This window comes from Paenibacillus glycinis, assembly GCF_009909185.1.
GTDB lineage: Bacteria > Bacillota > Bacilli > Paenibacillales > Paenibacillaceae > Paenibacillus_Z > Paenibacillus_Z glycinis.
The window spans coordinates 1-25707 of sequence record NZ_JAAAMV010000027.1 but is presented as its reverse complement, the minus strand read 5'-3'; the positions used below and the strand labels follow the sequence as shown (position 1 = coordinate 25707).

General features: G+C 58.4%; 15 protein-coding genes. 1 reads left to right on the top strand and 14 read right to left on the bottom strand.

The window, feature by feature from the left end; genetic code table 11:
* Nucleotides 1-15 precede the first annotated feature (15 nt).
* The 9 genes from GT019_RS26135 to GT019_RS26095 form a co-directional block, all read right to left on the bottom strand.
* A complete protein-coding gene (locus GT019_RS26135; protein WP_235949460.1) occupies nt 16-1224 on the bottom strand; it encodes a sensor histidine kinase in 1209 nt (402 codons plus the stop codon).
* Between the two features lie 368 nt (nt 1225-1592).
* Nucleotides 1593-2219, bottom strand: a complete 627-nt coding sequence (locus GT019_RS26130; protein WP_161746390.1) for a hypothetical protein — start codon at nt 2217-2219, stop codon at nt 1593-1595.
* Nucleotides 2220-2883: 664 nt separating this feature from the next.
* Nucleotides 2884-3300 (bottom strand): VOC family protein, encoded by a 417-nt coding sequence (locus GT019_RS26125; RefSeq protein ID WP_161746389.1) that lies wholly within the window; start codon nt 3298-3300, stop codon nt 2884-2886.
* A gap of 71 nt (nt 3301-3371) precedes the next feature.
* Nucleotides 3372-9074, bottom strand: a complete 5703-nt coding sequence (locus GT019_RS26120) for an S-layer homology domain-containing protein (RefSeq protein WP_161746388.1) — start codon at nt 9072-9074, stop codon at nt 3372-3374.
* A gap of 34 nt (nt 9075-9108) precedes the next feature.
* Complete coding sequence (locus GT019_RS26115; protein ID WP_161746387.1) at nt 9109-9993, bottom strand: carbohydrate ABC transporter permease; 885 nt, start codon at nt 9991-9993, stop codon at nt 9109-9111.
* 3 nt (nt 9994-9996) lie between these two features.
* Nucleotides 9997-10881 (bottom strand): carbohydrate ABC transporter permease, encoded by an 885-nt coding sequence (locus GT019_RS26110; RefSeq protein WP_161746386.1) that lies wholly within the window; start codon nt 10879-10881, stop codon nt 9997-9999.
* Between the two features lie 95 nt (nt 10882-10976).
* Nucleotides 10977-12347, bottom strand: coding sequence for an ABC transporter substrate-binding protein (locus tag GT019_RS26105; protein WP_161746385.1), 1371 nt, complete (start codon nt 12345-12347; stop codon nt 10977-10979).
* 150 nt (nt 12348-12497) lie between these two features.
* Complete coding sequence (locus GT019_RS26100; RefSeq protein WP_161746384.1) at nt 12498-14060, bottom strand: response regulator; 1563 nt, start codon at nt 14058-14060, stop codon at nt 12498-12500.
* A gap of 3 nt (nt 14061-14063) precedes the next feature.
* Nucleotides 14064-15854, bottom strand: coding sequence for a cache domain-containing sensor histidine kinase (locus tag GT019_RS26095; RefSeq protein WP_161746383.1), 1791 nt, complete (start codon nt 15852-15854; stop codon nt 14064-14066).
* A gap of 278 nt (nt 15855-16132) precedes the next feature.
* On the opposite strand from GT019_RS26095, the gene GT019_RS32550 reads away from it, so the two are divergent.
* Nucleotides 16133-18916, top strand: a complete 2784-nt coding sequence (locus tag GT019_RS32550; protein WP_161746382.1) for a carbohydrate binding domain-containing protein — start codon at nt 16133-16135, stop codon at nt 18914-18916.
* A 193-nt stretch (nt 18917-19109) separates the two neighbouring features.
* Here the strand turns inward: GT019_RS32550 and GT019_RS26085 are convergent, their stop codons facing one another.
* The 5 genes from GT019_RS26085 to GT019_RS26065 all read right to left on the bottom strand — a co-directional run bounded on the left by GT019_RS26085 (nt 19110) and on the right by GT019_RS26065 (nt 25410).
* Nucleotides 19110-20090, bottom strand: coding sequence for a glycoside hydrolase family 43 protein (locus tag GT019_RS26085; protein ID WP_161746381.1), 981 nt, complete (start codon nt 20088-20090; stop codon nt 19110-19112).
* Between the two features lie 56 nt (nt 20091-20146).
* Nucleotides 20147-22129: a YjhG/YagF family D-xylonate dehydratase gene (locus GT019_RS26080; protein WP_161746380.1), complete on the bottom strand. Its 1983-nt coding sequence runs from the start codon at nt 22127-22129 to the stop codon at nt 20147-20149.
* 17 nt (nt 22130-22146) lie between these two features.
* Nucleotides 22147-23628 carry an alpha-ketoglutaric semialdehyde dehydrogenase GucD gene (gene gucD, locus GT019_RS26075; protein WP_235949415.1) on the bottom strand — a complete coding sequence of 494 codons (1482 nt, stop codon included), beginning with the start codon at nt 23626-23628 and terminating at the stop codon, nt 22147-22149.
* A 21-nt stretch (nt 23629-23649) separates the two neighbouring features.
* A complete protein-coding gene (locus GT019_RS26070) occupies nt 23650-24555 on the bottom strand; it encodes a fumarylacetoacetate hydrolase family protein (protein ID WP_161746379.1) in 906 nt (301 codons plus the stop codon).
* 96 nt (nt 24556-24651) lie between these two features.
* On the bottom strand, nt 24652-25410 hold the full coding sequence (locus tag GT019_RS26065) for an IclR family transcriptional regulator (protein ID WP_161746378.1): 759 nt from the start codon (nt 25408-25410) through the stop codon (nt 24652-24654).
* Nucleotides 25411-25707: the final 297 nt, after the last annotated feature.

The following is a 25707-nucleotide window of genomic DNA, read 5'->3' as shown; positions in this document are numbered from 1 at the left end:
GGATCGACCGCGTATCTACAATCGCGCGGCGATCGGAAACGAAATCTCGAATAAACTCCCCTTATTGATCTGACTCTCCACATGAATGGAACCGTTCATGGCCCTGATAATGCTAAAGGCTACCATCGTACCGAGGCCCGTGCCCTTCTCTTTCGTTGAATAGTAAGGCGTGCCGAGGCGTTGGATCTGCTCTGCCGTCATGCCGCAGCCCGTATCCTGGATGCGAATCAGCACCGTTTCCCGCATGATCTTGACGGCGATATCCACCCTTCCGTTCGAGGAAGCTTCAATGCCGTTTTTGATCAGGTTGATTAAACTTTGCCGGAGCTGCTGGCTGTCTCCGAGAATCGAATGAGCGGTGTCCATGACCGCCGTTAACGTTACTTGCTGCATGTTTGCATACGGCGTCAACACGCTAACGACTTGCTGAAGCTCCGTCGACAGATCAAGAACGGCCATTTTCTTCATTTGAGGTTTGGCGAAGGTCAGATAATCCGAGATGATGTTAATCGCTGTATTCAGTTCGTTCAAGGCGAGCTCGCTTAAATTTTCCCGCTTCGCCGCCGAGAGTTCCCTCTCGTTGAACAGCTGCAATAACCCCTTTACGGTCGTAAGCGGGTTTCTGATCTCGTGCGATACGCTGGCGGCGATTTGACTGATGACCCTCATTTTTTCAATCTCCAGGAGTTCCTTTTGCATTCTGAAATAACTGCTGACGAATTCCACCAGGTACACGGTTATCCAGATCCCGATGAACTCGATCACCCTTAATGACACGTGAAGCATTATGCTGCCATAGGTCGCATGGGTCAAGATACACCAGAAAACCTTCAATGAAATCGGTACCAGAGCGGTAGAAAGCAAAAGGGCTTGGAACAGTTTCGCGCGGGTGTTCAATCGGGTTTTGCTCGAGATGGCCGCAAGCGTCGAGTATGTCCCCGCCGCAACCAGCAAAGCGACATAAACGCCTTCGCCGCCGAGCATGCAGCGATAGGCCATCAATAGAAGCAGAAGCGCCGCTCCCACCCTCGGGCCGCCGTATAAAATGCCCAACACAAGCGGAATAAGCCTGAAATCGAACAAGTAACCGCCTTCATAACGGTATGGAAACGACAAGCACAAAATAATGGCCGTGCTTAAAAACAGGAACAACACGACGTTCTGGATCTTTCCCGCTTTCTCCGCGTATTTCGTCCAGAAAACGAAATATAAAATCGACGGCATGCAAATAAACACAAAATTCCCCATGATGCTCTGTAAGCATTGTGCCAATATATTCTCCACCCTTGAAAAATATATGTTGCTTTATTGAGGGAAGCATCAATTATGTTTTCATACGATGGCGAATCGGAGCCCGTTCATAATTCTAGCATGGACATTTTAAAAATAATGTCGGTTTCTGTTGCCGTATTCCTTGATGACGCAAAATACGACTTCCCGCAATGATCCGTTCCGGCCAACAACATGCAAAAAGCCGCAAATGGCGCGGCTTTGCGCGTTACTATGCGCTTGTCGCCCGATGCCGGCCGGCAATCGGCAACGATGATAGGCAGCGAAGCTTCGCGGCAATCGTCCTGCTTGTCAATATTCCGCTAGATGCGCGAAGCATCTTTCCGGGCTTGACGAAGCATCCCGCGTCCCGCAAGCCAAACCGCCGCGCCGGTAACCCATAATATCAGCGCCGAACCAAATCCGACGAATACCCACCATGTCACGATTTCATGCTCCCCCCATGCGACTCTCGCAGGCATCGTAAGCAAGATCGTTCCGGCAAGGCTACAAAGGAGCGCTCCCGCCAAGTAATGAATCCGGATCCGGAAAAGACGCGCGAGCGGAAAGAAATGCGCGCCGACGATAAGCGCCATGACGGGAAAGAAGGCATCGAAATGATCGGTTGCCCCGCAGATGCCGCTGGCAATCCCGATCATCGCGCCTTCGAGGCCGAAAATAATCCCGAACCATTTCCCCGTTCGCTTCCGGTAGCGAGCATCCGCCTCCGTCATGGCATTCGACAACGATCTGGATTGCGTAATCAATGCGATCCCGCCTATCAACAGCATGCAGCTGATCAACAAAGACGGGATCCACAGCCAGGAGGCTCCCCATCCTTGCAGTCCGCCGATTCCGATACCCGCCCACGACATCCCGAAAAACGCCATAAAGAGCATGCCTGCAGCCGCCCCAGTGACCGCCGCTCTGGGCGTGTTTTTTTGCGGCATGGATGAAAGCCTCCTCTGCGATTCTTGATTAGACTCTGTACTCAGGATACCGCAGCGCTTGTTACCGGATTAGTATCATCTATCATTGAAACGGCATGACAAGTGTCACCTTTCAGACGATCGGCCAGTCCGAGGGAAGCGATACAAAAAACTGGCTTCATGCGAGAGACGGCTTTTGTATGGCCTATTGGTTTTTTCGAATTCCGGTTCAGCAATCGATCGCCAGAGGTTCCTTACGCGGAAATCTCGCCGGCCGATATCGCCTCGCGTTCCGTTTTGATCCAGCCTCATTTGCCCGTCGCCATTCTGTAGAAGGCGATGAGTGACGCTAGAATCCATACTGCCGCCGTATAAATGGAAAACGTGGCCATTACTCCGGGAGCAACGTACCATGGAATCTTGATCGTGAATTTGTAAAATATATACAGGAATTGTATGGAGCTATAGTAAAGGACGAACGTGACTAGGCCCCTCCGCGAACGGACTTTCGCGAGCTAGAAGATCCTTAGCTGGGCTCGCCTACATAACAAAACGGCAAACCAAACAACCAACGCGCACCGATTGCGTATCGGCGCGCGTTGGCAGCTTAGCTTTTTCGATTGTCGACTTAATGATTGGGGCAACGCCACGAATGGCTTTATCTTGGAATTTCGGTTGAAACAGCTTACTCCTGTGGCATGGCGCTCATGTCCATATGAGCAATTTCCCACAGATGTCCATCCAAGTCTTCGAAGCTTCTCACATACATGAACCCGTGATCCTGCGCTTCCTTGTACTGTTTGCCTCCCGCGGCCAATGCCTTGTCTGCCAGTTCGTTCACATGATCCCTGCTATCGGCGGAAAGTGCGATAATGCCGGCGGCGCTGACGGAAGGATCAGCCACCGGCTTGCTGATGAAAGATCCGAAATACGATTCCGTGAGCAGCATAACGAAAGTATTGTCATTGATTACCATACAGGCTGCCTTTTCGTCGGAGAACTGGGCGTTAAACTCGAAGCCGATGCTGCCGAAAAATTCCTTCGTACGATTCAAATCTTTCACTGGCAGGTTTACGTAAGTATGCGTTGATCTGTAAGCCATTGCTTAGGTCACCTCATCCGAATGTATGTTTGCAGTCGTGCTGTTTAACTGCATGACCTAAATATACCCCATCAGGAATATTCTTGTAAAGGAATATTCCATTGCAGCAGTCCATCAAGCAATCGAGCCAGGGCTGCTGCCGCTTCCGCCCGGGTAACTTCCTTATCCGGAGCGAAGTTGCCGTTGCCGGTACCGTTCATGAGTCCGGAGGCATAAGCTTGGTTAACCGCCTCCAGCGCCCAGTCGGAAATCGCGGCGTTGTCATTATATCGGCGTTCGCCGGCTCCGCCAACTGTCCCAAACTTCAGCTCGTAAGCCCTTACGAGCAGAACCGCCATCTCTTCCCGGCTGATCTTGTCGGCTGGCGCAAACGTATCCGCGCCGCGTCCATGAATCAAGCCGGCCTTCGCGGCTGCGGCGACCGCCCCCGCATAATAAGCATTGGGCCGCACATCCGTGAATGGCCGATTCTCCGTCGTCGGAAGCTCCAGCGCCTTAACCAACATCACAGCGAATTCTCCGCGCGTAATCGATCGGTTCGGCGCAAAATGCTCCGCATCCGTACCGTTAATTATCTGCTTGGCTGCAAGCTGCCGAATGGCGTCGCTTGCCCATGAACCAGCCGGCACATCGGCAAAATGCTGCTCTCTCGTCAGCACCGCATAGCTGCCGGGTTGCGTGATGAACGTCCGAATGACCGTTTCTTCCTTATCCGTGCGGCCGCCGCCGTAAGTCCAACCACCATTCTCGCCGCCGAAATAAATGCCGGCCAGTTTCGGGTTCAAATCTTCACGTAATGGGAGCTCCAGCAGAACAGGGTATGCCCACTTCGCCAAAGGCTGTTTGCTGCCCGCTGCCGTCCATACGCCAAGCTGGATATCGTAAACCGTTCCAGCCGTCTTCCACTCCTCGTTCGTTGTCGAAGGAGTCGGTGCCGGGCCGCTTGCAATCAAGGAGATATACAGGTATCCTCCCGATCCCTGCCCGCTCCCGGCGGACAATCGAGAAGCGGCGCGCAGCGCATCGCTTCCAACCGTAAGAACGGCATCGCCAATCTTAATCCGCAGATTATTTTTCTCAAGCAACTCGCCAGCCTGCAGCGGCAGCTTCAGCGTGGTTACGCCGGACGGAGCGTTCAACAGAACCGGACCTTGCCCCGCAGGCTTGAGCTGGTCGGCCGTCACTTCCCAGACCGTCTTATCTTGGGGCGTTCCCGGATTAGACGGTCCGCTTGGACCGGTCGGATCTGTCGGGTCTGTCGGGTCTGTCGGGTCTGTCGGGTCTGTCGGGTCCGTAGGATCGGTATCTCCCTGATAGAGACCAATGGAGTCAAAGTAAAGGATACCGCTGCCGACGGTACCGTCGCCTTGATTCACGTAAAGCGAGAATTCCGATATCGCGTTCAGATCCATCGTGCCGTTGCCTGCCGTATTCCATGGCGCATGCACGAATTGATCAAACGGCATCTTCAGCACTTTCGCCTCCGTGCCGGACAGCGTCGAGTAATACTCCCAAGTCTCGCCGTCCGACTCCTTGAATTGCACGACGAGCTTGCGGCCGGAACCGTCCGGCGCATACCAGAACCGGATGCCGTCCTCCCCGCTCCAGTCGGACCGGCCGAGCAGCTTAGTGGCGCCCGCAAAGTTGGTTGCGGTATCCGGATACGCGTATTCATACTTCAGGCCGAACCGCCCGCTTTCCTTATGCTCGGCATCCGGCGTCATCGTCAGGCTGCCGCCCCACGGATTGCGCGTATACGCCTGCAAGGCAACTAACTCCCGGCCGTCATAATAATCGAAGTTGTCGATCACCGGAATGGTCGTCAGTCCGACGTCGTCCAGGCTGACCGAATACGATCCGGCAGCGCCGCCGCCTTTATTCACATAAATCGAATATTCCGCCACGCTCGATACGTCCATGGCGCCATCCCCCGCAGACCATGCCGTACGGGTTAATCCGGCCAGCGGAATGGTCACGAGCTGTTCTTCCGTACCTGCCATGCTTACCTGCGCTTCCCAAATATCGCCGTCGGTCTCTTTGAATTGGAAGGTCAACCCGTGGCTTGCTCCGTCAGGAAGCATCCAAAATCGAACGGCATTGCCGCCTTCCGACCAATTCATCGCGCCAAGCGCTTTGTTTACGCCCGCATACCCGACGGCATCGGTTAAGGTATAGTCCAGCTTCAAGGCATAGCGCCCGTTCTTCTTCCACGCCGAGTCCAGGGAAGCCGCGATCATGTCGCCGCTCGTATTGCGCGCGTAAGCCGCCCCGGCAAGCGCGGAGCTGCCTTGATAATATTCGAACGTATCGATATCCTTCAGCTTCGCGGCCTTGATATCGTCCAGATAAATCGCGCCCGTGCCGGCTTCTCCCGCTCCGCGGTCCACATAAACGGAAAATTCCGCGATCGAGCCGATATCGAGCTTCCCGTTATCCTTGCCGCTCCAGCTTGGCATCGCGAACACATGGAACGGAACGCCGACGGTCTGCGCAGCCGAGCCGGAAGTCGCGACCTTCGCCTCCCAATACTCGCCGCTGGTCTCCTTCACTTGCACCGTCAAGCCTCTCTGCTGCCCGTCCGGCTCCATCCACAGCTGAATGCCGTTATTGCCGGTCCAATCGATGCCGCCAAGCGTCTTCGTCGCGCCGCCGAATCCTTTGCTCGTCAGATCGTAGGCCAGCTTCATCCCATGTTCGCCTTCGCTCTTATGCTCGGCATCCAAGGACAGCGTGATCGGACCGCCGCCCGAATTGACCGCGTAACCCGCAGCCAGCTTCGCATTATCGCCGTAGTAGCCTTCGAACGTATCGATGGTCGGCGAACGATAAAGCTTAATATCATCCACGACTAAGGTCGTATCGCCGGCCGGACCGTCAAAATACAGACCGAACGAAGCAGGTCCGCCGAGATCGACTGTTCCGTTGCCCTGTCCGGCATGGCTGCTCTTCCACCAGTCCGGGATATAGAAATCGCGGAACGGCAGCTGGACGAGCACCGGCTCATTGCCGCCGATGCGGGTATCCGATTTCCACACCTCGCTTTGCGTCGCCATGCCTTCGGTCAGCTGCAGCGTGAGTCCAACCTCCTTGCCGCCCGGGTTGACCCACAGCTGAATGCCGCTGTTACCGGACCAATCGGCGCCGGCCAGCTCCTTCTCCATGCCGCCCCAGCCTTTGCCGAGATCGGTGACCAGCTTCATGGCATAGGCACCGTTCACCTTGCCTTCCGTATCCAGCGTCAAGGTCACCGGAGAGCCGTCCGGATTCGCTTTGTAAGCCGCGCGCAGCGCATTGCTCGAGCCCGTGTAGCCTTCAAAATCATCGATAACCGCCGATTTCGCGACATCTGCCGGCGGATCCAGCTTTGCGCCGCCTACGCCGATCTGCAGGCTTCCGACTTGCGGATTCCAGCGCTGGTCCCCATGGCTGTCCGGCACGACCGGGAATTCGAACTTCACGTACCGCGTGCCTGCCGGCAGCCGATAGGCGATGTAGTCCGTTTTGGCCCAGTAACCCTCGCCAAGCTTGCTCGTCTTCACCGCCTTGGTGAATTCGGTATAGTCGGTGCCGTTTGCCGACGTGTAGAACTTGAAGTCCGGCAGGACGTAATCGGCCGGATTCTGCCTGGCGTACTCGTAGAACTTGAAGTAGTTCATATCGCCGTCCGCCTTGTACGTAAACCATTCGTGCTCATTGGACGTACGGGACAGACGTTTCGCGTCGCCGCCGAAGTAGTCCGGCGTATCCGACGAGAAGCCGAGATTGGCCGAATGCGAATCCATCTTGAGGAAGCTGTTCAAGTCATCGGACAGTATCCCGTCCGTAATCCCGCCCTGCTGCACGGAATCCGGGAACGTAAGCGCCGAGCCGTCATGCTCGTATTCAATGACGACCTTGCCCAGCTGCCCCGCGGCGGATGCCGCCGGATAGTCGATCTTCAGCACCTTCGCGCCTTCTGCCAGCCCGCCGGTCGTATACGCCCGCCGTATCCACGAGCTGCCCGACTCTGAGACTTCCGCATCGACCGGCTCGAACGCCGACCCATCCGCCGAGGCGGACAGGCTAAAATCTTGATCGCGGCTTCCCGATGCGACATAGCCTTCCGCTCTCACGGACAGCACCTTCGCCGGCGTACCGTCTTCATGAAGCGGAATCGCATATTGCACGCTTTGCGGATTGTCGCTTGCCAGCGCTTTGATACGCGATACATCCCCGCCATAGGAACCTGGATCGCGGCTTTCGAATTCCAGATCCGAGGTATGGCTGTACAGCTTGCCGAAGTTCCGCATCTCATCCTGAATGACATGCTTCGCCACGACCGGGCCAACGACTGCCGACGGTACGGATTCGCCGGCGCTGTTCTTCGCGGTTACCCGGTAGTAATAGGACCGGCCGGTCACCGCCGTCGTATCGTCTAGCAACTGGGACTCCGTCGGTACCGCGTCGTACGCGTTCTCGTCAACGACCGTCCAGCCGCCGTCCGGCTGCTCCGAACGTTCGACCCGGTAAGCGGAGGCGCCGACCGAGCCCAGCCAGCTGATCGTGGATACGGAATCGACCGGCCGCATAACGGGAGCCTCCGGCTGCTGCAGCGCCGGCGGTTCGCCGATGCCGCGGATCGCGAACGCTTTGTCCCGCAGCGTATGCAGCATATTGGTCTCGTCGAAGCCGTCGCCCGATGGGAAGCCCGGCCAGCGGTACGCCCCGTAGAATACGCCGTTGAACGTCGATTCGGTGTGCGGGTAGAAGCCGCCGTCCCGGCTATGGTAACGGAGGCTCCAGATCATCGCGCCGGAGGTGCCGTTTTCGATCGCGTTATCGAGGAACGCGCCAAGTTCGTTCGTCGGCTTGAAGCCGAATTCGCCGACGATAAACGGCTTTTTGCCCGCCGCCTTATTTTTGTCGACGTTCACCTGGGAGGCGTAGCTCGGGTAATGATCCGGATAGTAGTGGTTGGAGACGATATCGATCGCGTCGTCCGTCAGGGAAGCGTCGTCGATGCCGTATTTGCCGTCCAGCACGAGATGGTGGCCGTCGAGGCTTTTGATATACGCCGCGATATCATGCGTCCAGGTCGAAGACTGCGGTACCAGCTCGTTGCCCGTCTCCCACGCGAGAATCGTCGGATCGTCCTTGTAGGCAACGCCGGTGAACGTATTCACCCGGTTCAGCGTATACGCGATGACCGACTTAAAGTCCGCGATCAGCTGCGGATCGGTCCAGAACGCATCCTTGCTTTTGCCGCGGAAACCCGCGTATTCGGAAATTCCGCCCTGCCATTGATACTGGTCCACGAACGGGAGAACGAGGCGAATGCCGTACTGCCCGGCCAGTTGAATCATCTTATCGTAGGCCACGAACGCCTCTTCGTTGAACATCGGCTTGTCGTCGGAGCCGATGCCCATAACGTGGCGGACCATGTCGGCGGGATCGTCCGCTTTGCGCACGGACAGCACGTACGGCCGGGTCACCGTGCCGCCCATTTGAACAAGCGTCTTGAACGCGTCCTCCTGCTCCCACGCGGTTGGCGTCCGCCAGTAAACATCCTCCACCATCGACAGGGTCGGCACGTTGGCCGAGATAAACCGGAACTCCCGATCGCCGTCCATCAGCTTATCGCCGCTGCGCGTGATGAACGGGGACGCGGATTCCGCGGCGATCGGCTCGCCCGATTCCTCCGCGTGCACGCTCGAGCTTCGCATGCCGGGCATCGCGACGGAAGCCGCTACGAGCACCGCGAGACCGAGCGACAGCATCTTCTTGCGAATTAACATAAGCCCACTCCTTCAAAGGTAATTGAGACGTTCGTTATTTGACCGAACCGCTGACGATCCCGGAGAAGATGAACCGCTGCATGAAGAGATAGAGAATCGTCGTCGGCAGAAGAATGATAAGCAGCGCCGCGCATACCACGTTCCACTGCGCGCTGTTGACGCCCACGAAGTTCATCAGTCCCGTCGAGACGACCCGCAGCTTCTGCGACGGCATGTACAGATAAGGAATATACATGTCGTTGTAGATCGAGATGCTCTTCAGAATAACCGCCGTTGCCGTCGCCGGCGCTAGCAATGGGAAAATAATCGAGCGGTAGATCCGGAAGAGCGACGCGCCTTCGATCATGGCATTTTCGTCGAGATCGTAGGGAATGTGGCGGATAAACTGCAGGTACAGGTAAATCTGGACCACGTCCGTCCCGATGTACAGCAGCACCGGACCGTACAGGGAGTTGAACAGGCCGAGCTCTTTGATAATGCCGAAGACCGCGACCTGCGTGGTGACGGACGGAATAAGCGTGGCCGCCACATAGGCGCCGAGAATCCAGGATTTCAGCTTGAAATCAAACCGGCCGAGCGCGAACGCCACCATCGTCCCCATCAGCACGTTGCCCGCGACCGACAGCACGAGAATCTTGCCCGTATTCAGAAAAGCGTTCAGCATATCCCCGCGGTGGAACACCATGGAGAAGTTATCGAAGTTAAAGAACGAATTCGGGACATCAAACACGCCGGAGGCGGCATACTCCTCGTTGCCTTTGAACGCATTCAATAGCACGACGTACGGCGGGAACAAAATAACGAATACGGCTGCCAGCAGCACGGCGTATTTTAGAACGGCGGTTAATGCGCGTGAGGATGAGACCGCGGCCCGGCGCGCCGTTTCGCGGTCGGCGCGGTTATTCAATGGCGCTTCCATGACCTAATCCTCCCCTCGCAAGAGCAGTTTCCGCTGGACAAAAATAACCAGCACGACGATAAGCAGCAGCACCATCCCCATGGCCGAGGCGAGCCCGTAATTGCTGAAGTTAAAGGCCGTCTCCACGGTCTGGGTCACGAACGTCTGGCTGGAACCCGCCGGTCCGCCCTTCGTCATCACGAACGGCAGATCGAATACTTCAAGCGCGCCGCTGACCGTAAGCAGCATGCTGAGCTCCACGATTTTAATCACGCTCGGCCAGGTAATGCAGAGGAAGGATTTGAACGGTCCCGCCCCGTCGATTTTGGCCGCCTCGTACAGGTCGCCGGGAATCGATTGCAACGCGCCTAAATAAATCACCATATTGAAGCCCATGAACTTCCACGCCGAGATAAAGGCAAGCGAATAGTTGACGATAGCGGCATCGCCCAGCCAGCTTCTGATCCAGGATTGCAGACCGACGGAAGTCAGAAGGGCATTCAGCGAGCCGTTCTGGGCGTCGTAGACATACGTGAACATATAGGCGATCGCCACGCTGTTCATAATGTAAGGCAGGAAGAGCAGCACCCGGAACGCGTTGCGCCCTCTTAGGCGCGAATTGAGCAGCACGGCGAAGGACAGGGCCGCAAGATTCTGAACGATTCCCCCCATGAAATAGACGAAGTTATGGGAGAGGACCTTGAACATATCCGCGTTCGTGAAGATCTCCTTATAGTTGCCGAAGCCTATCCAAGCCTTCTTCGGACTGTAGCCGTCCCATGAGGTCAAGCTCAGCCACGCCAGATAAAGCGCCGGATAAAAGGAGAATACCGCAAGCAGCAGCAGCGGAAGCGCAAGGAAGGCGATCAATATGACATAGCGCTGTATCTTGTAACTCATTGCGAACATCGGCAACCCTTCTTTGCTTCTGGATAAGGAGGAAGAGAAAACGTTATCGATTCCGCCGATAAGCATCTTCTCTTCCCGTTAACTTGCTATGAACCTTATTTGCCTAGGGATGCCTTCGCATCTTTCCACTTCTTGTTGTAGGTCTCGAAGACGGTCTTCATGTCTTTGCCCGTGATCGCGTCCTGGGCGAAGGCGCTCGTATCGAACTGCATTTTGTTCGCGATGGCCAAGTAATCGTCGTTCTCGGCGGACATTTCGATCACCTTCGGATTCGTCGCCATAAATTCGTTCAGCTGGGCGAGCTTAGGCTTCTTGTCCTTCAGGACGGGGATGAAGCCCGCGTAATCGTCATAGCCGGATTCTTCGATCAGGAATTTGAGGAACGCTTTGGCCGTCTCCGGATTCTCGCTGTTCTTGTCGATGCCGTAGTAGTAGTCGGAGGCGAGCACGACCTTCGCTTCCCCGCTGTTATCCAGCGGCAGCGGGAAGAAGCCTACGTCCTCGGCTGCCGCGCCGTTATCCACGACTTGCGGGACAACCCAGTTGCCGAGCAGGAACATCGCGATTTTGCCGGAAGCGACATCCTTCTTGGAGCCTTCCCAGTTCGTCGACATCAGGTCCTTCTCGACATAACCGCCATCCACCATTTTCTTCAGGATGGAGAATGCCTGCCAGTGAGGACCGTCTACCGCGAACGGCTCGTCCTGCGTCGCCATCGTGTTATGCAGGGTCGGGTCGTCGGCGAAAATAAACGCCTCCTGGTCCCAGCCGTACAGCGGCCATTTGTCCTTGAAGTTCGTGGCGAGCGGAATGATGCCCGCCGCTTTCAGCTTTTCCGCATCCGCGTAAAATTCGTCGAGCGTCTTCGGCGCCTCGGCGATGCCGGCCTGCGCAAAAGCTTTTTTGTTAAACGTGACGCCCATCGCGGCGCTGCCGGAGGAGATCCCGTACAGCTTGCCGTCCTGGCTCCGGTTGTCCTTGAAGTAAATGCGGTCGTTCAGGCCCAGATCGTCGAGAGGCTGGTAGAAGGTCGGGAGGTCCGAGTTCTTCACCGTGCCCGGAATAAGGCTGATGTCGGCGAGTTCGTTGGAAGCCATGCGGATCTTGGTCGTTTGGTCGTAATCCTTGATCGCCTCGATCTCGACCGTTGCGTCCGGGTATTTCTCGTGGAACTTGGCCGCGTAGCTCTTGAGCTCCGTGTCCACCAGGTCCGTCCGGTTCGTCGTGAATACGATTTTGCCCGCAATCTTGGGGGCAGCGGGCTCTTCGCTTGCCGCCGCGTTCGTTGTTGCCGCGTTTGTTGTTGCCGCGTTATCAGCCGCGGCTGTAGCAGCGCCGTTATCCGGCGTATTGCCGCTGGTAGCCGCTGTCCCTTCGTTGCTCCCGTTATTCGAGCCGCATCCCGCTGCCATTGTCATTGCGAGGCCTAGCACGGCCATCGCGGAAATCAACTGCTTCTTATTCAAACCCGACTCCCCCTCGAATATGTGGTGAATGCGCTTACTCACAAAACCGATTATAGAGTAAGCGCCTTCGCAATTTAATGTCGCGGTTTTTTGTTTATGGTCTTCTTTTTGGGTCTTCGCGCTTTCCTATGCTTCGGAAAGCATGGGCTTCTATAAATTCCGATACTCCCTCGGCGTAATGCCGACCATTTTTTTAAACACCTTATTGAAATAAATGCAGTCCGGGTAACCTACCTGCTCGCCGACCTCGTAGACCTTCAGGTCGAGCCGTTTCTTCAGCAGCTCCTTCGCTTTCATCATTCGCAGCTGCAGCACGTATTGGGTGATGGTCAGCCCCGTCTCCTGCTTGAATAGCGTGCTGAGATAGCTTGGATTAAGGAACACTTTCTCCGAAAGCTCCGACAGTTCAAGATCCTTATCATAGTCCTGCTGGATCATCTGCTTGACCGTCTCGATAATCCGGTTGCCGCCTTCCTTGCGCAGCGAAGCAAGTCGGTACAACGACAGCTCCAGCAGATGCAGGATCCGTTCCTTCAGCTCGGTCAGATTAAAGAAATCCGCAACCGATTGATAAACGCCCACGCCCGGCGGCGTCAGCTTCACAAGCTCGTCAAGCAGACCGTCGACCTTCTGCACGGCGGTGTAGAGCAGGTTGGCCACAAACTGCACAAGATCCTCATAAGGCGGCCGTACCCGCTCGATCTCCGCGAACATCCGCTGCACGGCCTCCCCGATGCCTTCGGCATCCAGGCGCTCCAGCGCCCGCGTAAACCCGCCTGTCAGCAGCGCCGTGAAAAAGGCAGGCTCCGCAGGAGCATTGGGGCCCTCCCTGCCCGTTACAACGGCAAACGCCTCGCGCTTGTATATGCCGGCGCAGGACAGCGCGAGCGCCTCCCGATAAGCAGCCGCCGCTGCATCGCTGCCTTGGCATCCGCCGCTGATGCCGATGACGAACTTGCCTTTGGCGGCAAACTGCAGGTCGTTCACGAGACGAAGCGCCGTTCGATGCGCTGGCCTGTCCGTCTCTTCCTCATTCGGGACAGGAACCAACAGGGCAACAAGCTGTGCCTCCATGGCTACGCTCTCTATGCCTTCGGCGGCCATCGATCTTCCCCATTCCAGCAGCTGCTCCTTCATGCCTTGATTCGATGCCCGCACGGCAAGCAGCGCGTAGGGCCGCTCCAATAAGACAGGAATGGAAATCTCCTCGACGGCTGCGGATACGGGAGTAACCCTATCGCCTCCCAGCAGCCGGCGCAGCTGCTGCTCCCGCAGCAACAGGTCGCTCATTTGCGCTTTTTTGCTTAGCAGCTGCTCCTTTTCTTTTTCCTGCTTCGCCGCCTTCAATTCGATATGGATATGGGACAGGTTGACCACCAGCTCCTCCTTATCGACCGGCTTGATCAGATAATCCTTTACGCCATATTGCATGGCGGTTCGCGCATAGTCGAAGTCGTTATAGCCGCTCAGAATCAGACATCGCGCGCTCGGAAGGCGGCGCCTTAATTCCTCGATAAATTTCAGCCCGTCCATATAGGGCATTTTGATATCGGTAATGACCAGGTCCGGCGTCAATCGGTCCAGCTCCTGAGAAGCCTCGAAGCCGTTCGAAAAGCTGCCGACGACCAGATACTCCTCATCGAGCTTGGAAATAATCTTCTCCAGCCCGCGGCGGATCGGATCCTCGTCGTCGATGATCATAATGCTCAGCATTTGCTATTCACCATGCTTTCTCGGAAGTTTTAGATACACGGTTGTTCCGTCTCCCCATTTGCTCTCGATCTCGAGTCCGTACGTCTCGCCGTAGTGCAGCTTGATCCGTTCATTGACATTGCGCAAGCCTACCCCGGTCTTGGAGCTTCCCGACGCGCGGGTGCCGTTCATCGATTGGCGAAGCAGATCCAGCGTCATGCCGTCCATGCCCGCGCCTTCGTCCCGAATCGAAAAGATAAGCAGCTGCTCCTTCAGCTCCGCCGATAAGCGGATGGTGACCTCGTTGGGCTTGCCCTCCATGCCATGAAGAACGGCATTCTCGACGATCGGCTGGAAGGTCAGCTTCATCACGGGGAAGCTCATCAGCTCCTGCGGGATGTCGAAGTCAACGACGAAACGGTTGCTGAACCGATAGCGAAGCAGCTGAAGATACCGCTCCAGATGCTGCAGCTCCTCTCTTAGCTCAACCGTCTCCCGCCCCCGGTTAATGCTGTACCTGAGCAGCTTCCCGAGCGTAAAGGTCATCTCCGCGACTTCTTCGTCATCGTTAATTTCGGCGGTCATCCGGATCGTTTCTAAGGTGTTGTAGATAAAATGCGGATTGATCTGGCTTTGCAGCGCCTCCAGATCGGCCTCTTTTTTGCGGGACTGAATGACGTAAATTTCGGAGATCAATTCCTTCATCCGCCTGAGCATGCGGTTGAATTCCGTGCCGAGTATGCCCACTTCGTCCTTCTGCTTCACGTTGAAGCTGACGTCCAGGTTGCCGCCGCGCACCGTGCGCATCAGGTCCGTCATCCGGCGGAGGGATCGGGTCATCATAAAGGCCAATATGACCGAGACAAGCAGCGCGAAGCCGATAATCGCGATGGTGGTCGTAAGCGTGACGTTCCGCGTCACCTGGGCATCGTGATGGAGATAGCGAACCGGAACGAACGCGAATATTTTCCACCCGGTATCTTTGGACACGGAGTAGCTGCAGATGTAGGAGATGCCGTCGACCGCCACGTTAAAGCTGCCTTGATCGCCGACGGCTCTCCGAATGACCTCGTTGCCCGTGATATTGGTCGCCGTCAGCACATGATCGCTGTCATAAGCGACATTGTTCCGGCCGTCGATGATCAGCGTCTTCCCGTTCGTCACCGCGTTCAGCTCCTGCACGACATCCTCGATGACGCGAATATCGGCATCCACGGCTACGTAGCCGATGGTCTCCAGCGTGCCGATATCCCGAATGCTTCGCAGCACCGTGAACAGATATTGCGGCGTGCCGTTCGCGGACATCACCCGCTGGGTCGGAATAATGACCGGATCGCCGTTGCCTTGGACGGCAAGCCGCTTCCATTCCTCGTAATGGCTCATCATATCTCCGCGGATCGCATCCGTCTTGACCCGGTAGAACACGTTGCCGTAATTATCGTAGAGGTATGCGGAATAGAGATTTTTCCTCATGCTGTCGAGCAGGCCGATATAGAAGTCCATTTGGCGCTGCTTCTCGAGCGTCAACTCCCGATGGCTCATATATTGCTGCATGTCAACCGAGTAGAGCGGGATTTTGCTGACGGTCATCATATCTTCCAGATGGCTGTCCAGATTCGCTTGCATGTTGCCGATCAGCTCGGTGACGTAGTTTTTCGTATTCTTATTGATCGATTGAATGTAATTCTGGTAGGATATAAACCCCGTAGCCGAGATCGGAATGATGATCAGCACCACGAATACGATTATCAGCTTCTTCTGCATGGTCATGCTGCTAAATTCGTTAAAATGGAAAAAGCCACGTCCGATGTTCATTCGCGCCGGCTCCCGTCACTCGATTATGTAAGCGTTTACTGTGATTCTGACACACGGGCCGAAGAACAGGCAACCTTTTCTTCGCGCAAACCGGGATTGCCTAAACCCAGTCCAATAAACCTAAAAATTAGCCAATAGTCAGGGGGCCGCCGATGGCGTTAGATTAATAGCACGCGGCCTGCGTAATCGATGCGGAGAGGAGGTCAATCGTTTAATTTGTCCCGGGCCCCGCGTGCCATTCTCTTGCAATCCACCCTATCCTTCGAGGAGGTTATCGTGTGATCACCACCAGATTCCGTATGCTCTCCCGCGCGCTCGCCCTGCTTCTTGGTTTCCTGTCTTTGTCGGCTCTCGCAGGCGCTCCCGCGAACAAAGCCTCCGCCGCCGTGTCCGGCTTCGTCACCCGCTCCGGCAGCCAGCTGATGCTGAACGGCCAGCCGTTCCGTTACAGCGGTCCGAACCTCTACTGGCTTGCGCTTGACGAGAATCCCGTCGAGTATCCGACCGAGTTCCGCGTGAACAACGCCCTGCAGACGGCGAAAGAAATGGGCGCGACCGTCGTGCGTTCCCATGCCGCCATTTCTTTCGGCTGTTCCAAGTGCATCATGCCCTCGCTCGGCACCTACAACGAGACCGCCTTCCAGAAGCTCGACTACGCGATCAAAGCGGCCGGCGATGCCGGACTTCGCCTTGTTCTCCCTCTCATCGACCAATACGATTACTACCACGGCGGCAAAAAATCTTGGACGCGCTGGTTCGGCTATCCCGACGACGGCATCAGCTACACCGGGTACGAGTTCTACAACAAGCCGGAAATCATCAGCGCCTTCAAGCAGCATCTAAGCGTGCTGCTCAACCGCACGAATACCTACACGGGCATCAAATACAAAGACGATCCCACCATCATGGCATGGGAAACCGGCAACGAGCTGGGCTGGTACGACAATCCGACGGCGATGAAGAACTGGACGCAGGACATCGCCGATGATCTGAAAAGCATCGACGGCAACCATCTGGTCATGGACGGAACCTATGGCGTCAAGGATGCGCATCTCTCGATCTCGAGCGTCGATATCTACAGCGATCATTTCTACCAATGGCCGGCCGTCGGCGCCTGCTGCAAAGGCTTGTCGGTGACCGAGCTGAATACGCAGGCCAACAAGGTTCAAGCCGCGGGCAAAGCGATGGTGGTCGGCGAATTCGCGTGGAACCTGGAAACCTACGGCACGCTCGCGAGCTTCCTCGCCGCCATCGAAGCCCATCCGGCGATTGCCGGCAGCAACTATTGGGCGTTATTCGGACAGAACGACGACTACGGCTATAAGGTGCATAACGACGGATTCACCATTTACTATCCGGGCACGACGACGGACATGCGCACGAAAGCCCAGCAGCTGCGCAACCACGCTTACGCCATGCGCGGAATAGCCGTCCCGGCCGCGGGCGTTCCGGACGCGCCGCTCATTACGGGCCACCAGGCAAGCGGCGGCAAGGTCCAGTTGAAATGGCGCGGCGCGGCCGCAGCGGACAAATATACCGTCGAACGGGCAACGGCCGGCGCAAGCGGGCCTTGGACCGTGACGTGCAACCAATGCGCGACGGATACCGGCACGCCATGGACCGACCCGACCTCCGTGTCGGGCACGGCTTATTGGTACCGAGTAAAGGCCCATAACCTGGCGGGGGTCGCCGGCAGCTATTCGCCTGTGTATGCGACCGGCGGAACGGCTCTGCCTGCTCCCGGCGCTTTCGCGCAGACCTCCCCGGCAAGCGGCGCAACCGGCCAAAGCGTTCTGCCGACGCTGAGCTGGAATGCTTCCGGCAACGTCGCAACATATACGCTTGTCGTAGCGGACAACAGCGCTTATACGAGCCCGGTCATTAACGCCGGCGGACTCACCTCGGTTTCTTATACGCCGAGTTCCGCGCTCGCCTACAACAAAACGTACTACTGGAAAGTAACCGCCGTGAACGGTACCGGATCCACCGTTGCATCGAATGCCGGCCTAACCTTTACGACGGCCGCGCAAGCGACGTCGACCACGGTTGATTCGTTCGACGCGTACGGCTCGGACAGCGCGCTGCAAAGCGCCTATGTCCGCAACACGGACGGCGGCGCCTTGACGGTCACCAGGGACACCGCGAATAAGTACGACGGCGCCTACGGCATGAAGTTTGCTTATACCATCGCGGCCTCTCCCGCCAACTTTGCAGGCGCAACCAAACAGGTGGGCACGGCGGACTGGTCCGGCGCGACCGGATTGTCGCTCTGGCTCAAGCCGGACGGGTCGAACCGGACCTTGACGATTCAGTTTAAGGAGAACGGCGGCGAGCTTTGGGAAACGTACTACACGTTGTCCGGCACAACCTCGGGCGTCATTAATTTGCCGTTCAGCTCCTTCAACCATCCGGGCTGGTACAGCGGCGGCAATGGCGTGAAGGACTTGAATACGGTGAAGGAATACAGCATTTACGTCAATCAAGGCTCCGGAACGACCGGCAGCAGCAGCATCTATGTGGACGCTATAACGGCCGGGCAGGTTGGCGGCGGTTCGCAGCCTCCAAGCGATGCGATCGACAGCTTCGACGGGTACGCTTCGAACGGCGCGCTGCAGGCTGCCTACACGATGAATTCTTCCGGCAGCGCCATCACCCCGACGCTCGATACGTCCGTTAAAAGCGACGGAACGACCAGCATGAAGCTAAGCTATAGCATAACGGCGGCCGCCAATTACTCCGGCGTCGTTCATTCTATTGCCGCCAACTGGACCGGCAAGACCGGGATTACGCTATGGGTGAAGCCGGACGGCTCGAATCGCACGCTTACCGTGCAGTTCAAAGAAACCGGCGGCGAGCCGTGGGAGACCGCGTATGCGCTCTCCGGGACGACGGCGACGGCGATTCAGGTTCCATTCAGCAGCTTTTCCCGCCCAAGCTGGTACAGCGGCGGTAACGGAACGCGAGATCTTGGCTCCATTGCCGAAATGAACTTCTACGTCAATCAAGGCGCCGGCAGCACCGGAAGCAGCACGATCAATATCGACGCGGTGAAGACGTACTGAGGTTCGCGATATGAAAATGCCCCCTCAAGTCTCGGCTCTGCCGGCTTGAGGGGGCATTTTCCCCGTGTTGGCGAATAAGGCGTTAAAACAATGTTCCGGTGGGCCTACCTATACCGCAGGCATGCCGTGTCTGTCAGGATCGACGCGCTCATGGAGTTACGTCGGCCTACTATCGTCACGCTTACACGACTTGCTATCGATAAGGATCGATCGTCCGAATCGTACCGTCCTCGTCATACAGCAGCTCCGTATACTTGACGCAGCGCTTGTGGTTCACGCCGTCCGACAGCGAACAGTCGTGGTAGAAGAGGTACCATTTGTCTTCGAATCGCACGATGGAGTGGTGCGTCGTCCAGCCGATAACGGGCGTAAGGATCGTCCCCTTGAACGTATACGGGCCCATCGGATCGGGGCTGACCGCGTAGACCAGCTTGTGAGTCGTGCCGGTCGAGTAGCTCAAGTAGTACAAGCCATTGTACTTGTGTACCCACGGACCCTCGAAGAATCGCCGCTCCTCGTCTCCCGCCAGGATCGGATGGCCCGTTTCGTCCACGATCGAGATCTCCTGCGCCTTGTCCTTGAAGCTCAGCATGTCGTCGCTCAGCAGCGCCGCGCGCGGCCCCAGGGCAGGCTCGTCCGGCGCGGGTCCCGTCGCTGCGGGGTCGAACTCGCCGGTCTGCCACTTCTCCAGCTGGCCTCCCCACAAGCCGCCGAAATAGATGTACGCTTGCTCGTCGTCGTCTACCAGCACGGCAGGGTCGATGCTGAAGCTGCCTTCGATATAGCGTTCCTGCGGAGCAAACGGGCCTGCCGGCGATTGCGACGTCGCTGCGCCGATGCGGAAATTCCCCTCCAGGTCCCTTGCCGGGAAAAACAAATAGTACGTGCGGTTCTTGTATGCCGCATCCGGCGCCCACAGCTGCTTCGAAGCCCACGGGATGTCCTTCAGGTGCAGCGCTTCGCCGTGATCGACGACGGGCGAATCGAAGCCGTCCAGCGACAGCACGCGGTAATCTTCCATGGCGTATTGGTCGCCGTTGTCGTTGCTGGGTCCGTCGTGATCCAGATCATGCGACGGATAGATGTAGATTTTCCCTTCAAACACATGGGCGGACGGGTCCGCCGTGTAAATATGCGTCACGAGGGGCTGATTCGGTTCTGGCGCTTTGCGCATGATCGCAATCTCCTTCGTTTGTTTTTCCATTGCCGCCAACGCGGCGGCACGCCCGATTAAACGCCCTCTCCCGCAAGCGCTTCCATGCCGGCCTTCAGCGTCCGGATGATGCGGTCCGTGTCGTAGACGCAGCCCTTCCACGTGCCGCCGCTTGCAGCCTGCAGGGCTGCCCATAACCGGGTATCGTCCGGCAGCGACGGGTCCTCCGCCAGACCCGGATGAGGCGTTCTGGCGGCCAGGATGGCCGTGCCGGCTTCCGGCGATTCAGGCTGCGCTCCGCAGCCCACCATGTGGATGCTGCCTTCCAGTCCGCGCGTATCGATTCGGATGTCGACCCAGTCGCCGTCCCGAAGCCGTCCGACCGGCCCGCCGGCGAGCGCTTCGGGCCCGATGTGCCCGATGCACGCGCCTGTCGATACGCCGGAGAACCGGGCATCGGTCAGGAGCGATACTTGACGCCCGAAGGGCAAATACTTCAGCGCCGACGTCAGCTGGTACGTCTCCTCCATGCCGGTCCCGGACGGTCCGCGTCCGATAAGCGCAAGAATGTCGCCGGCGGCGATGCCGCCCGTCTTGATCGCCCGGATCGCGTCCCGTTCCGTGACGAACACCTTCACGCGGCCGGTATGCCGGAACACGCCGTTTTCATCCAGAACGGAAGGGTCGATCGCCGTGGACTTGATGACGGAGCCTTCGGGCGCCAGATTGCCCTTCGGGAACGTAACGGTCGGCGCGAGTCCGGCCGCTTGCGCGGACTCCGGACTGTATATGACCGTGTCGGGGTCGATCCCCTCGCGCTCCGCAAGGTAGGCGCGCATGCGCCGCCGGCGCTCGGATGTCTCCCACCAATCGAGGGTCTCGCCGAGCGTAACGCCGGCAGCCGTAAGCACCGTGTCGTCCAACGCGCCGAGCCGCTGCAGATGGAGCATAACCTCCGGGACCCCTCCCGCGAGGAACACCCGTACGGTCGGATGCGGAGCCGGCCCGTTCGGGAGAACGCTGACGATTCTCGGGACAGCGCGGTTCACTTCCGCCCAATCGCTTGCATCCGGAACGGCTAGTCCCGCTGCATGCGCGATCGCCGGTATATGCAGGAGCAGGTTGGTCGAGCCCCCGAAAGCGGCATGTACCGCCATGGCGTTGCGAATGGAGGCGTCCGTCAACACCTTCTCCATGGTGAGTCCCTGCGCCGCAAGCGACATGGCCGCGCGGGCGGACTGCCGGGCCATCGCGGTCCAGACCGGCTGCCCCGAGGGAGCAAGCGCGGCATGCGGCACCGTGAGCCCTATTGCTTCCGCCACGACTTGGGCGGTGCCGGCCGTGCCGAGAAACTGGCATCCCCCTCCAGGCGTCGCGCAGGCGCGGCAGCCGAGATCGGCGGCTTCCTCCAACGACAACTCGCCGGTCGCATACCGGGCTCCGATCGTTTGTATTTTGCCGGCATCCTCGCCGCGCGTCGGAGGCAGCGTCACTCCCCCGGGCACGATGACGCCGGGCAGCTTCTTCATGCCGGCAAGCGCCACCATCATGGCGGGCAGCCCTTTGTCGCACGTAGCGACGCCGATCACCGCCGAGCGCGTCGGCAGCGAGCGGACGAGCCGCCGCATCACCATGGCCGCGTCGTTGCGGTACGGGAGCGAATCGAACATGCCGGTCGTTCCCTGCGAGCGCCCGTCGCACGGGTCGCTGACGTAACCGGCGAACGGAATGCCGCCTGCCCCCGCAACTTCATCTGCCGCGGCCTTCATCAGCAAGCCGATCTCCCAATGGCCGGTGTGGTAGCCGAGCGCCGCCGGCGTGCCGTCCTCGTTGCGGATCCCGCCCATCGTACCGAGAATCAGCACCTCCCGGCCCCGCAGGCGTTCCGCCTGCCAGCCCATGCCTACGTTCTGGCTCCAGCCGAACAAGTCGCCGCTCGGCGCGTTCAGCAGCAGCTCCGGCGTCAACGGCAGCGAACCGGCCGGTCCCGCCGCGTGAGTCGCCACCTCGAAATACGTGTCGTCTTCCGGTCCCATAATCGTAAGCAGCTGTTCGTTCATCGCGCGCTTCCTCCCGGTCAAGACTTCACGAACACGGTTTTGACGGCGGTATAGAACTCGATGGCCGCCTGCCCTTGCTCCCGCGAATGCGAGCTCGAGCCCTTCATCCCGCCGAACGGCGCCTGCAGTTCCACGCCCGCCGTCTCGGCGTTGACGCGGACCAGTCCCGCTTCCATCTCCTGCACGAACGTCAACACGCTGCCGAGATCGCGGGTGTACAGCGAAGCGCTGAGCCCGTATTCCGTGTCGTTCGCGAGTTCGATCGCCTCATTCATGTCCTTTGCTTCGATCAAGGCCAGCACGGGGCCGAAAATCTCCTCCCGCGCGATCGTCATCGATGGCGTCACCCGGTCGAATACGGCAGGCGTCACGTAGAAACCGTTCGCCAGCTCCGGACTAGCCGGCGTCTCCCCGCCGGTCAGCAGCACGGCGCCTTCGTCGATCCCCGTGCGGATATACCGCTTGACGGTCTCGTACTGTTTCTCGCTCGCGCAGGGACCGAGCCACGTATCCGCCGCCAGGCCGTCGCCCACGCGCAGCCCCTCGACTTTCTCGAGCAGCTTCGCCCTGAACGTCTCGTAGACGTCGCGCACGACGATGACGCGGCTTGTCGCCGTGCACTTCTGCCCCGTGGAACGCAGCCCGCCGCTGATCGTGGCGTCGACGGCGAGGTCGAGGTCGGCGTCTGCGGCTACGAGGATCGGATTCTTGCCGCCCATCTCAAGCTGGTATTTCGCGCCTCGCGCCAGCGCGATTTGACCGACGCGCTTGCCGACGGCATTGGAGCCGGTGAACGTGATGCCATGAATGCCCGGATGCTCGGCGATGCCCTGCCCGATGACGGCACCGTCGCCGATCACCATGTTGACGACGCCCGCCGGGAAGCCCGCGTCGTGGAAGCATGCCATGATCAGCGCCGCGGTTACGGCCGTCTCGGCCGCCGGCTTCCAGACCACGGCGTTGCCGTAGATCAGCGCCGGGGCCATCTTCCACACCGGGATCGCCACCGGGAAATTCCAAGGCGAGATGACGCCGACGACGCCGAGCGGCACGCGCGTCGTGAACATCAGCGCTTCCGCGTCCGTGGACGGAATGACGTCGCCGACCGGCCGCATGCCTTCTCCCGCGTAATAGCGCAGGATAGCCGCTCCCCGTGCCGTCTCGCCCTTCGCCTCGGGGAGCGTCTTGCCCATCTCGCGGGTCATCGTCCGCCCGATTTCGTCCACGCGGCTTTCCAGCAGGTCCGCCGCCTTGTACAGCAGCGCGCCGCGCTGGGCGCCGCTCAGCTTGCGCCAAGCTTTCCTGGCCGCTTCGGCCGAAGCTACCGCTTCGTTCAGATCGTTCAAGTCCGAAGCGGGAACCTCCCCGACGATCTCGTTTCTATGGGCAGGGTTGATACTCGGGATCCGCTGCCCGGCGGCCGGCTTCTTCCATTCGCCGCCCACGTAATTGTCGATGGTGACCGTGCCTCGAATCGTCATTTCGTCGCGAACTGCCATCTGTCTCTTCCTCCTTACGTATTATCCCTCAATGAGCGCAGCGTCCAGCTCGTGGGTATATATCGCCGTATTGATAAGCGTGCCGATGCCTTCGATTTCGATCTCGATCCGATCGCCGGACGCAAGCGTGAACTGGTTCGGCGGTACAAGGCATGTGCCGGTCAGCAGCACGGTGCCGTCGTACAGCTCGTTGTCCCGCTTCAAGAACCCGACGAGCTCCTCCAGCCTGCGTTTCAATTGCCCGGTATTGGCCGTTTCGTCGACGACCTTCTCGCCGCCGCGATAGATACGGCACGCGATGGCGAGCGCATACGGATCCTTCACCGTCTCCGCCAACCGGACGAAGGGACCGATCGCGCAAGAACGCTTCCAGATCTTCGCTTGAGGCAGGTAGAGCGGATTCTCGCCCTCGATGTCGCGGCAGCTCATGTCGTTGCCCGCCGTGTAGCCGACGATCGCGCCGCTCCGGTCCAGCACTAGCCCCAGCTCCGCTTCCGGCACCTGCCACGACGAATCGCTGCGTATGCAGACGAACTCGCCGGGCCCGACCGTACGCGCAGCGGTCGATTTCATGAACAGCTCCGGCCGCTCGGCATCGTACACCTTGTCATAAAACGTATCGGCATCCTGCCGACCCGCCGTCGCTTCGTAATTGCGCGCTTCCCGGCTGCGTTGATAGGTCACGCCCGCCGCCCATACCTCAGGCGCTTCCAGCGGCGTCGCCAGGTCAAGCGTTTCCGGCGGCGATTCAAGCAACGGCCGGCTTGGCAGCAACCCGCCTACATACTCCGCGGTCGACGAGCCGGCCTTCCGCGCGTTCCCGACAAGCGTCATAAGATCCGGCTCCTCCAACCGGTAAGCCGTTCCGTCCTCCGTCAAAGCGCCCAAATAGGTGCGCGAATGATCCCGGTAACGAAAAATGCGCATTCGATTCGCCTCCACTCGTGTTTGATATTATAAAACGTCGTTCTCATTCATACGGACGGAAATGCCGAGAAGAGCGGGTCCGCGGATCTCATCCGATCACCGCGGCCTGTACCCGAGCCCTTGCGATATGCGCGCCGCCGTGGCGCCGAGCATATCGGCATATTCCGCCAACTGCGTGTCGCCGACCGTCGCGGCCATCGTCGATATGCTGATCGCGGCGGCGAGATGCCCCGCATGGTCGTATACCGGAGCCGCCGCGCACCGGACACCGGGTTCGTTCTCTTCGCGGTCGAAGGCGACGCCCGTTTCCCGCACGTTCTTCAGTTCTTGGCGGAAGGCTTCTTCGCCGGCGATCGTACGCGGCGTGTGAATGGAGTACGCGTACCCCTTCAAGAGCGGCTCCGCCTCGGACGCCGGTATAAACGCCGCCAGCACTTTCCCGACCGCGCTGCTGTGAAGCGGGACGCGGCGTCCGATGCGGGAGTACCGGATGGCGGCCTTGCTGCCCTCGACCTTATCGATATATACGCCCTCCGCCCCATCCCGTATGACAAGATGAACGGTCTGCCCGGTCTCGCCGGACAATTGCCGCAGCGGTCCTGCGGCAATGCCGCGCAGATCGAAGCCTTGCAACAGGAGCTGTCCCTTCTCCAGCAGTCGCATGCCGAGGCGATACAATCCTTGCTCGTCCTGCTCGATATAGCGGTGCTTTTGAAGCGTTTTCAACAGGGAATGCACGGTACTCTTGTGCAGACCGACGCGCGCGCTGATCTCCGTTATCTTAAGCTCCCGGTCGTTCTCGTCGAAGAGATCCAGAATCGCCAGCGCGCGGTCGACGGCTTGGATGATTGGCATGTAAGGCTTGGCACGTCCTTTTGTTTTATAATATAAAACACTGTTCTATACTATTATAACACGCTTTCAAAGAATGCCAAGCCTTTTGATCCCGTGCAGACTCTCTATCGGAAGGAGCAAGCTTGCCCTATTCAGCGGCTCTTGCCCGACCTGCTTGCCTTACAGCTCCAGCATCGCTTTGATGACTTTTGTTTCGGGGTTTAGCCAGCTCTCAAAATGTTCGATCATGTCCGCGAACGGTACGCGATGGGTCACGTAACTGCTCACGTCGATGGCTCCTGAGGAGATCGCCTCCAT

Excerpts from the sequence above, each read along its gene's own strand:
- GT019_RS26135 (WP_235949460.1), bottom strand. The coding sequence starts at position 1,224 with ATGCCGTCGATTTTATATTTCGTTTTCTGGACGAAATACGCGGAGAAA.
- GT019_RS26130 (WP_161746390.1), bottom strand. The coding sequence starts at position 2,219 with ATGCCGCAAAAAAACACGCCCAGAGCGGCGGTCACTGGGGCGGCTGCA.
- GT019_RS26125 (WP_161746389.1), bottom strand. The coding sequence starts at position 3,300 with ATGGCTTACAGATCAACGCATACTTACGTAAACCTGCCAGTGAAAGAT.
- GT019_RS26120 (WP_161746388.1), bottom strand. The coding sequence starts at position 9,074 with ATGTTAATTCGCAAGAAGATGCTGTCGCTCGGTCTCGCGGTGCTCGTA.
- GT019_RS26115 (WP_161746387.1), bottom strand. The coding sequence starts at position 9,993 with ATGGAAGCGCCATTGAATAACCGCGCCGACCGCGAAACGGCGCGCCGG.
- GT019_RS26110 (WP_161746386.1), bottom strand. The coding sequence starts at position 10,881 with ATGTTCGCAATGAGTTACAAGATACAGCGCTATGTCATATTGATCGCC.
- GT019_RS26100 (WP_161746384.1), bottom strand. The coding sequence starts at position 14,060 with ATGCTGAGCATTATGATCATCGACGACGAGGATCCGATCCGCCGCGGG.
- GT019_RS26095 (WP_161746383.1), bottom strand. The coding sequence starts at position 15,854 with ATGAACATCGGACGTGGCTTTTTCCATTTTAACGAATTTAGCAGCATG.
- GT019_RS26085 (WP_161746381.1), bottom strand. The coding sequence starts at position 20,090 with ATGCGCAAAGCGCCAGAACCGAATCAGCCCCTCGTGACGCATATTTAC.
- GT019_RS26080 (WP_161746380.1), bottom strand. The coding sequence starts at position 22,129 with ATGAACGAACAGCTGCTTACGATTATGGGACCGGAAGACGACACGTAT.
- gucD (WP_235949415.1), bottom strand. The coding sequence starts at position 23,628 with ATGGCAGTTCGCGACGAAATGACGATTCGAGGCACGGTCACCATCGAC.
- GT019_RS26070 (WP_161746379.1), bottom strand. The coding sequence starts at position 24,555 with ATGCGCATTTTTCGTTACCGGGATCATTCGCGCACCTATTTGGGCGCT.
- GT019_RS26065 (WP_161746378.1), bottom strand. The coding sequence starts at position 25,410 with ATGCCAATCATCCAAGCCGTCGACCGCGCGCTGGCGATTCTGGATCTC.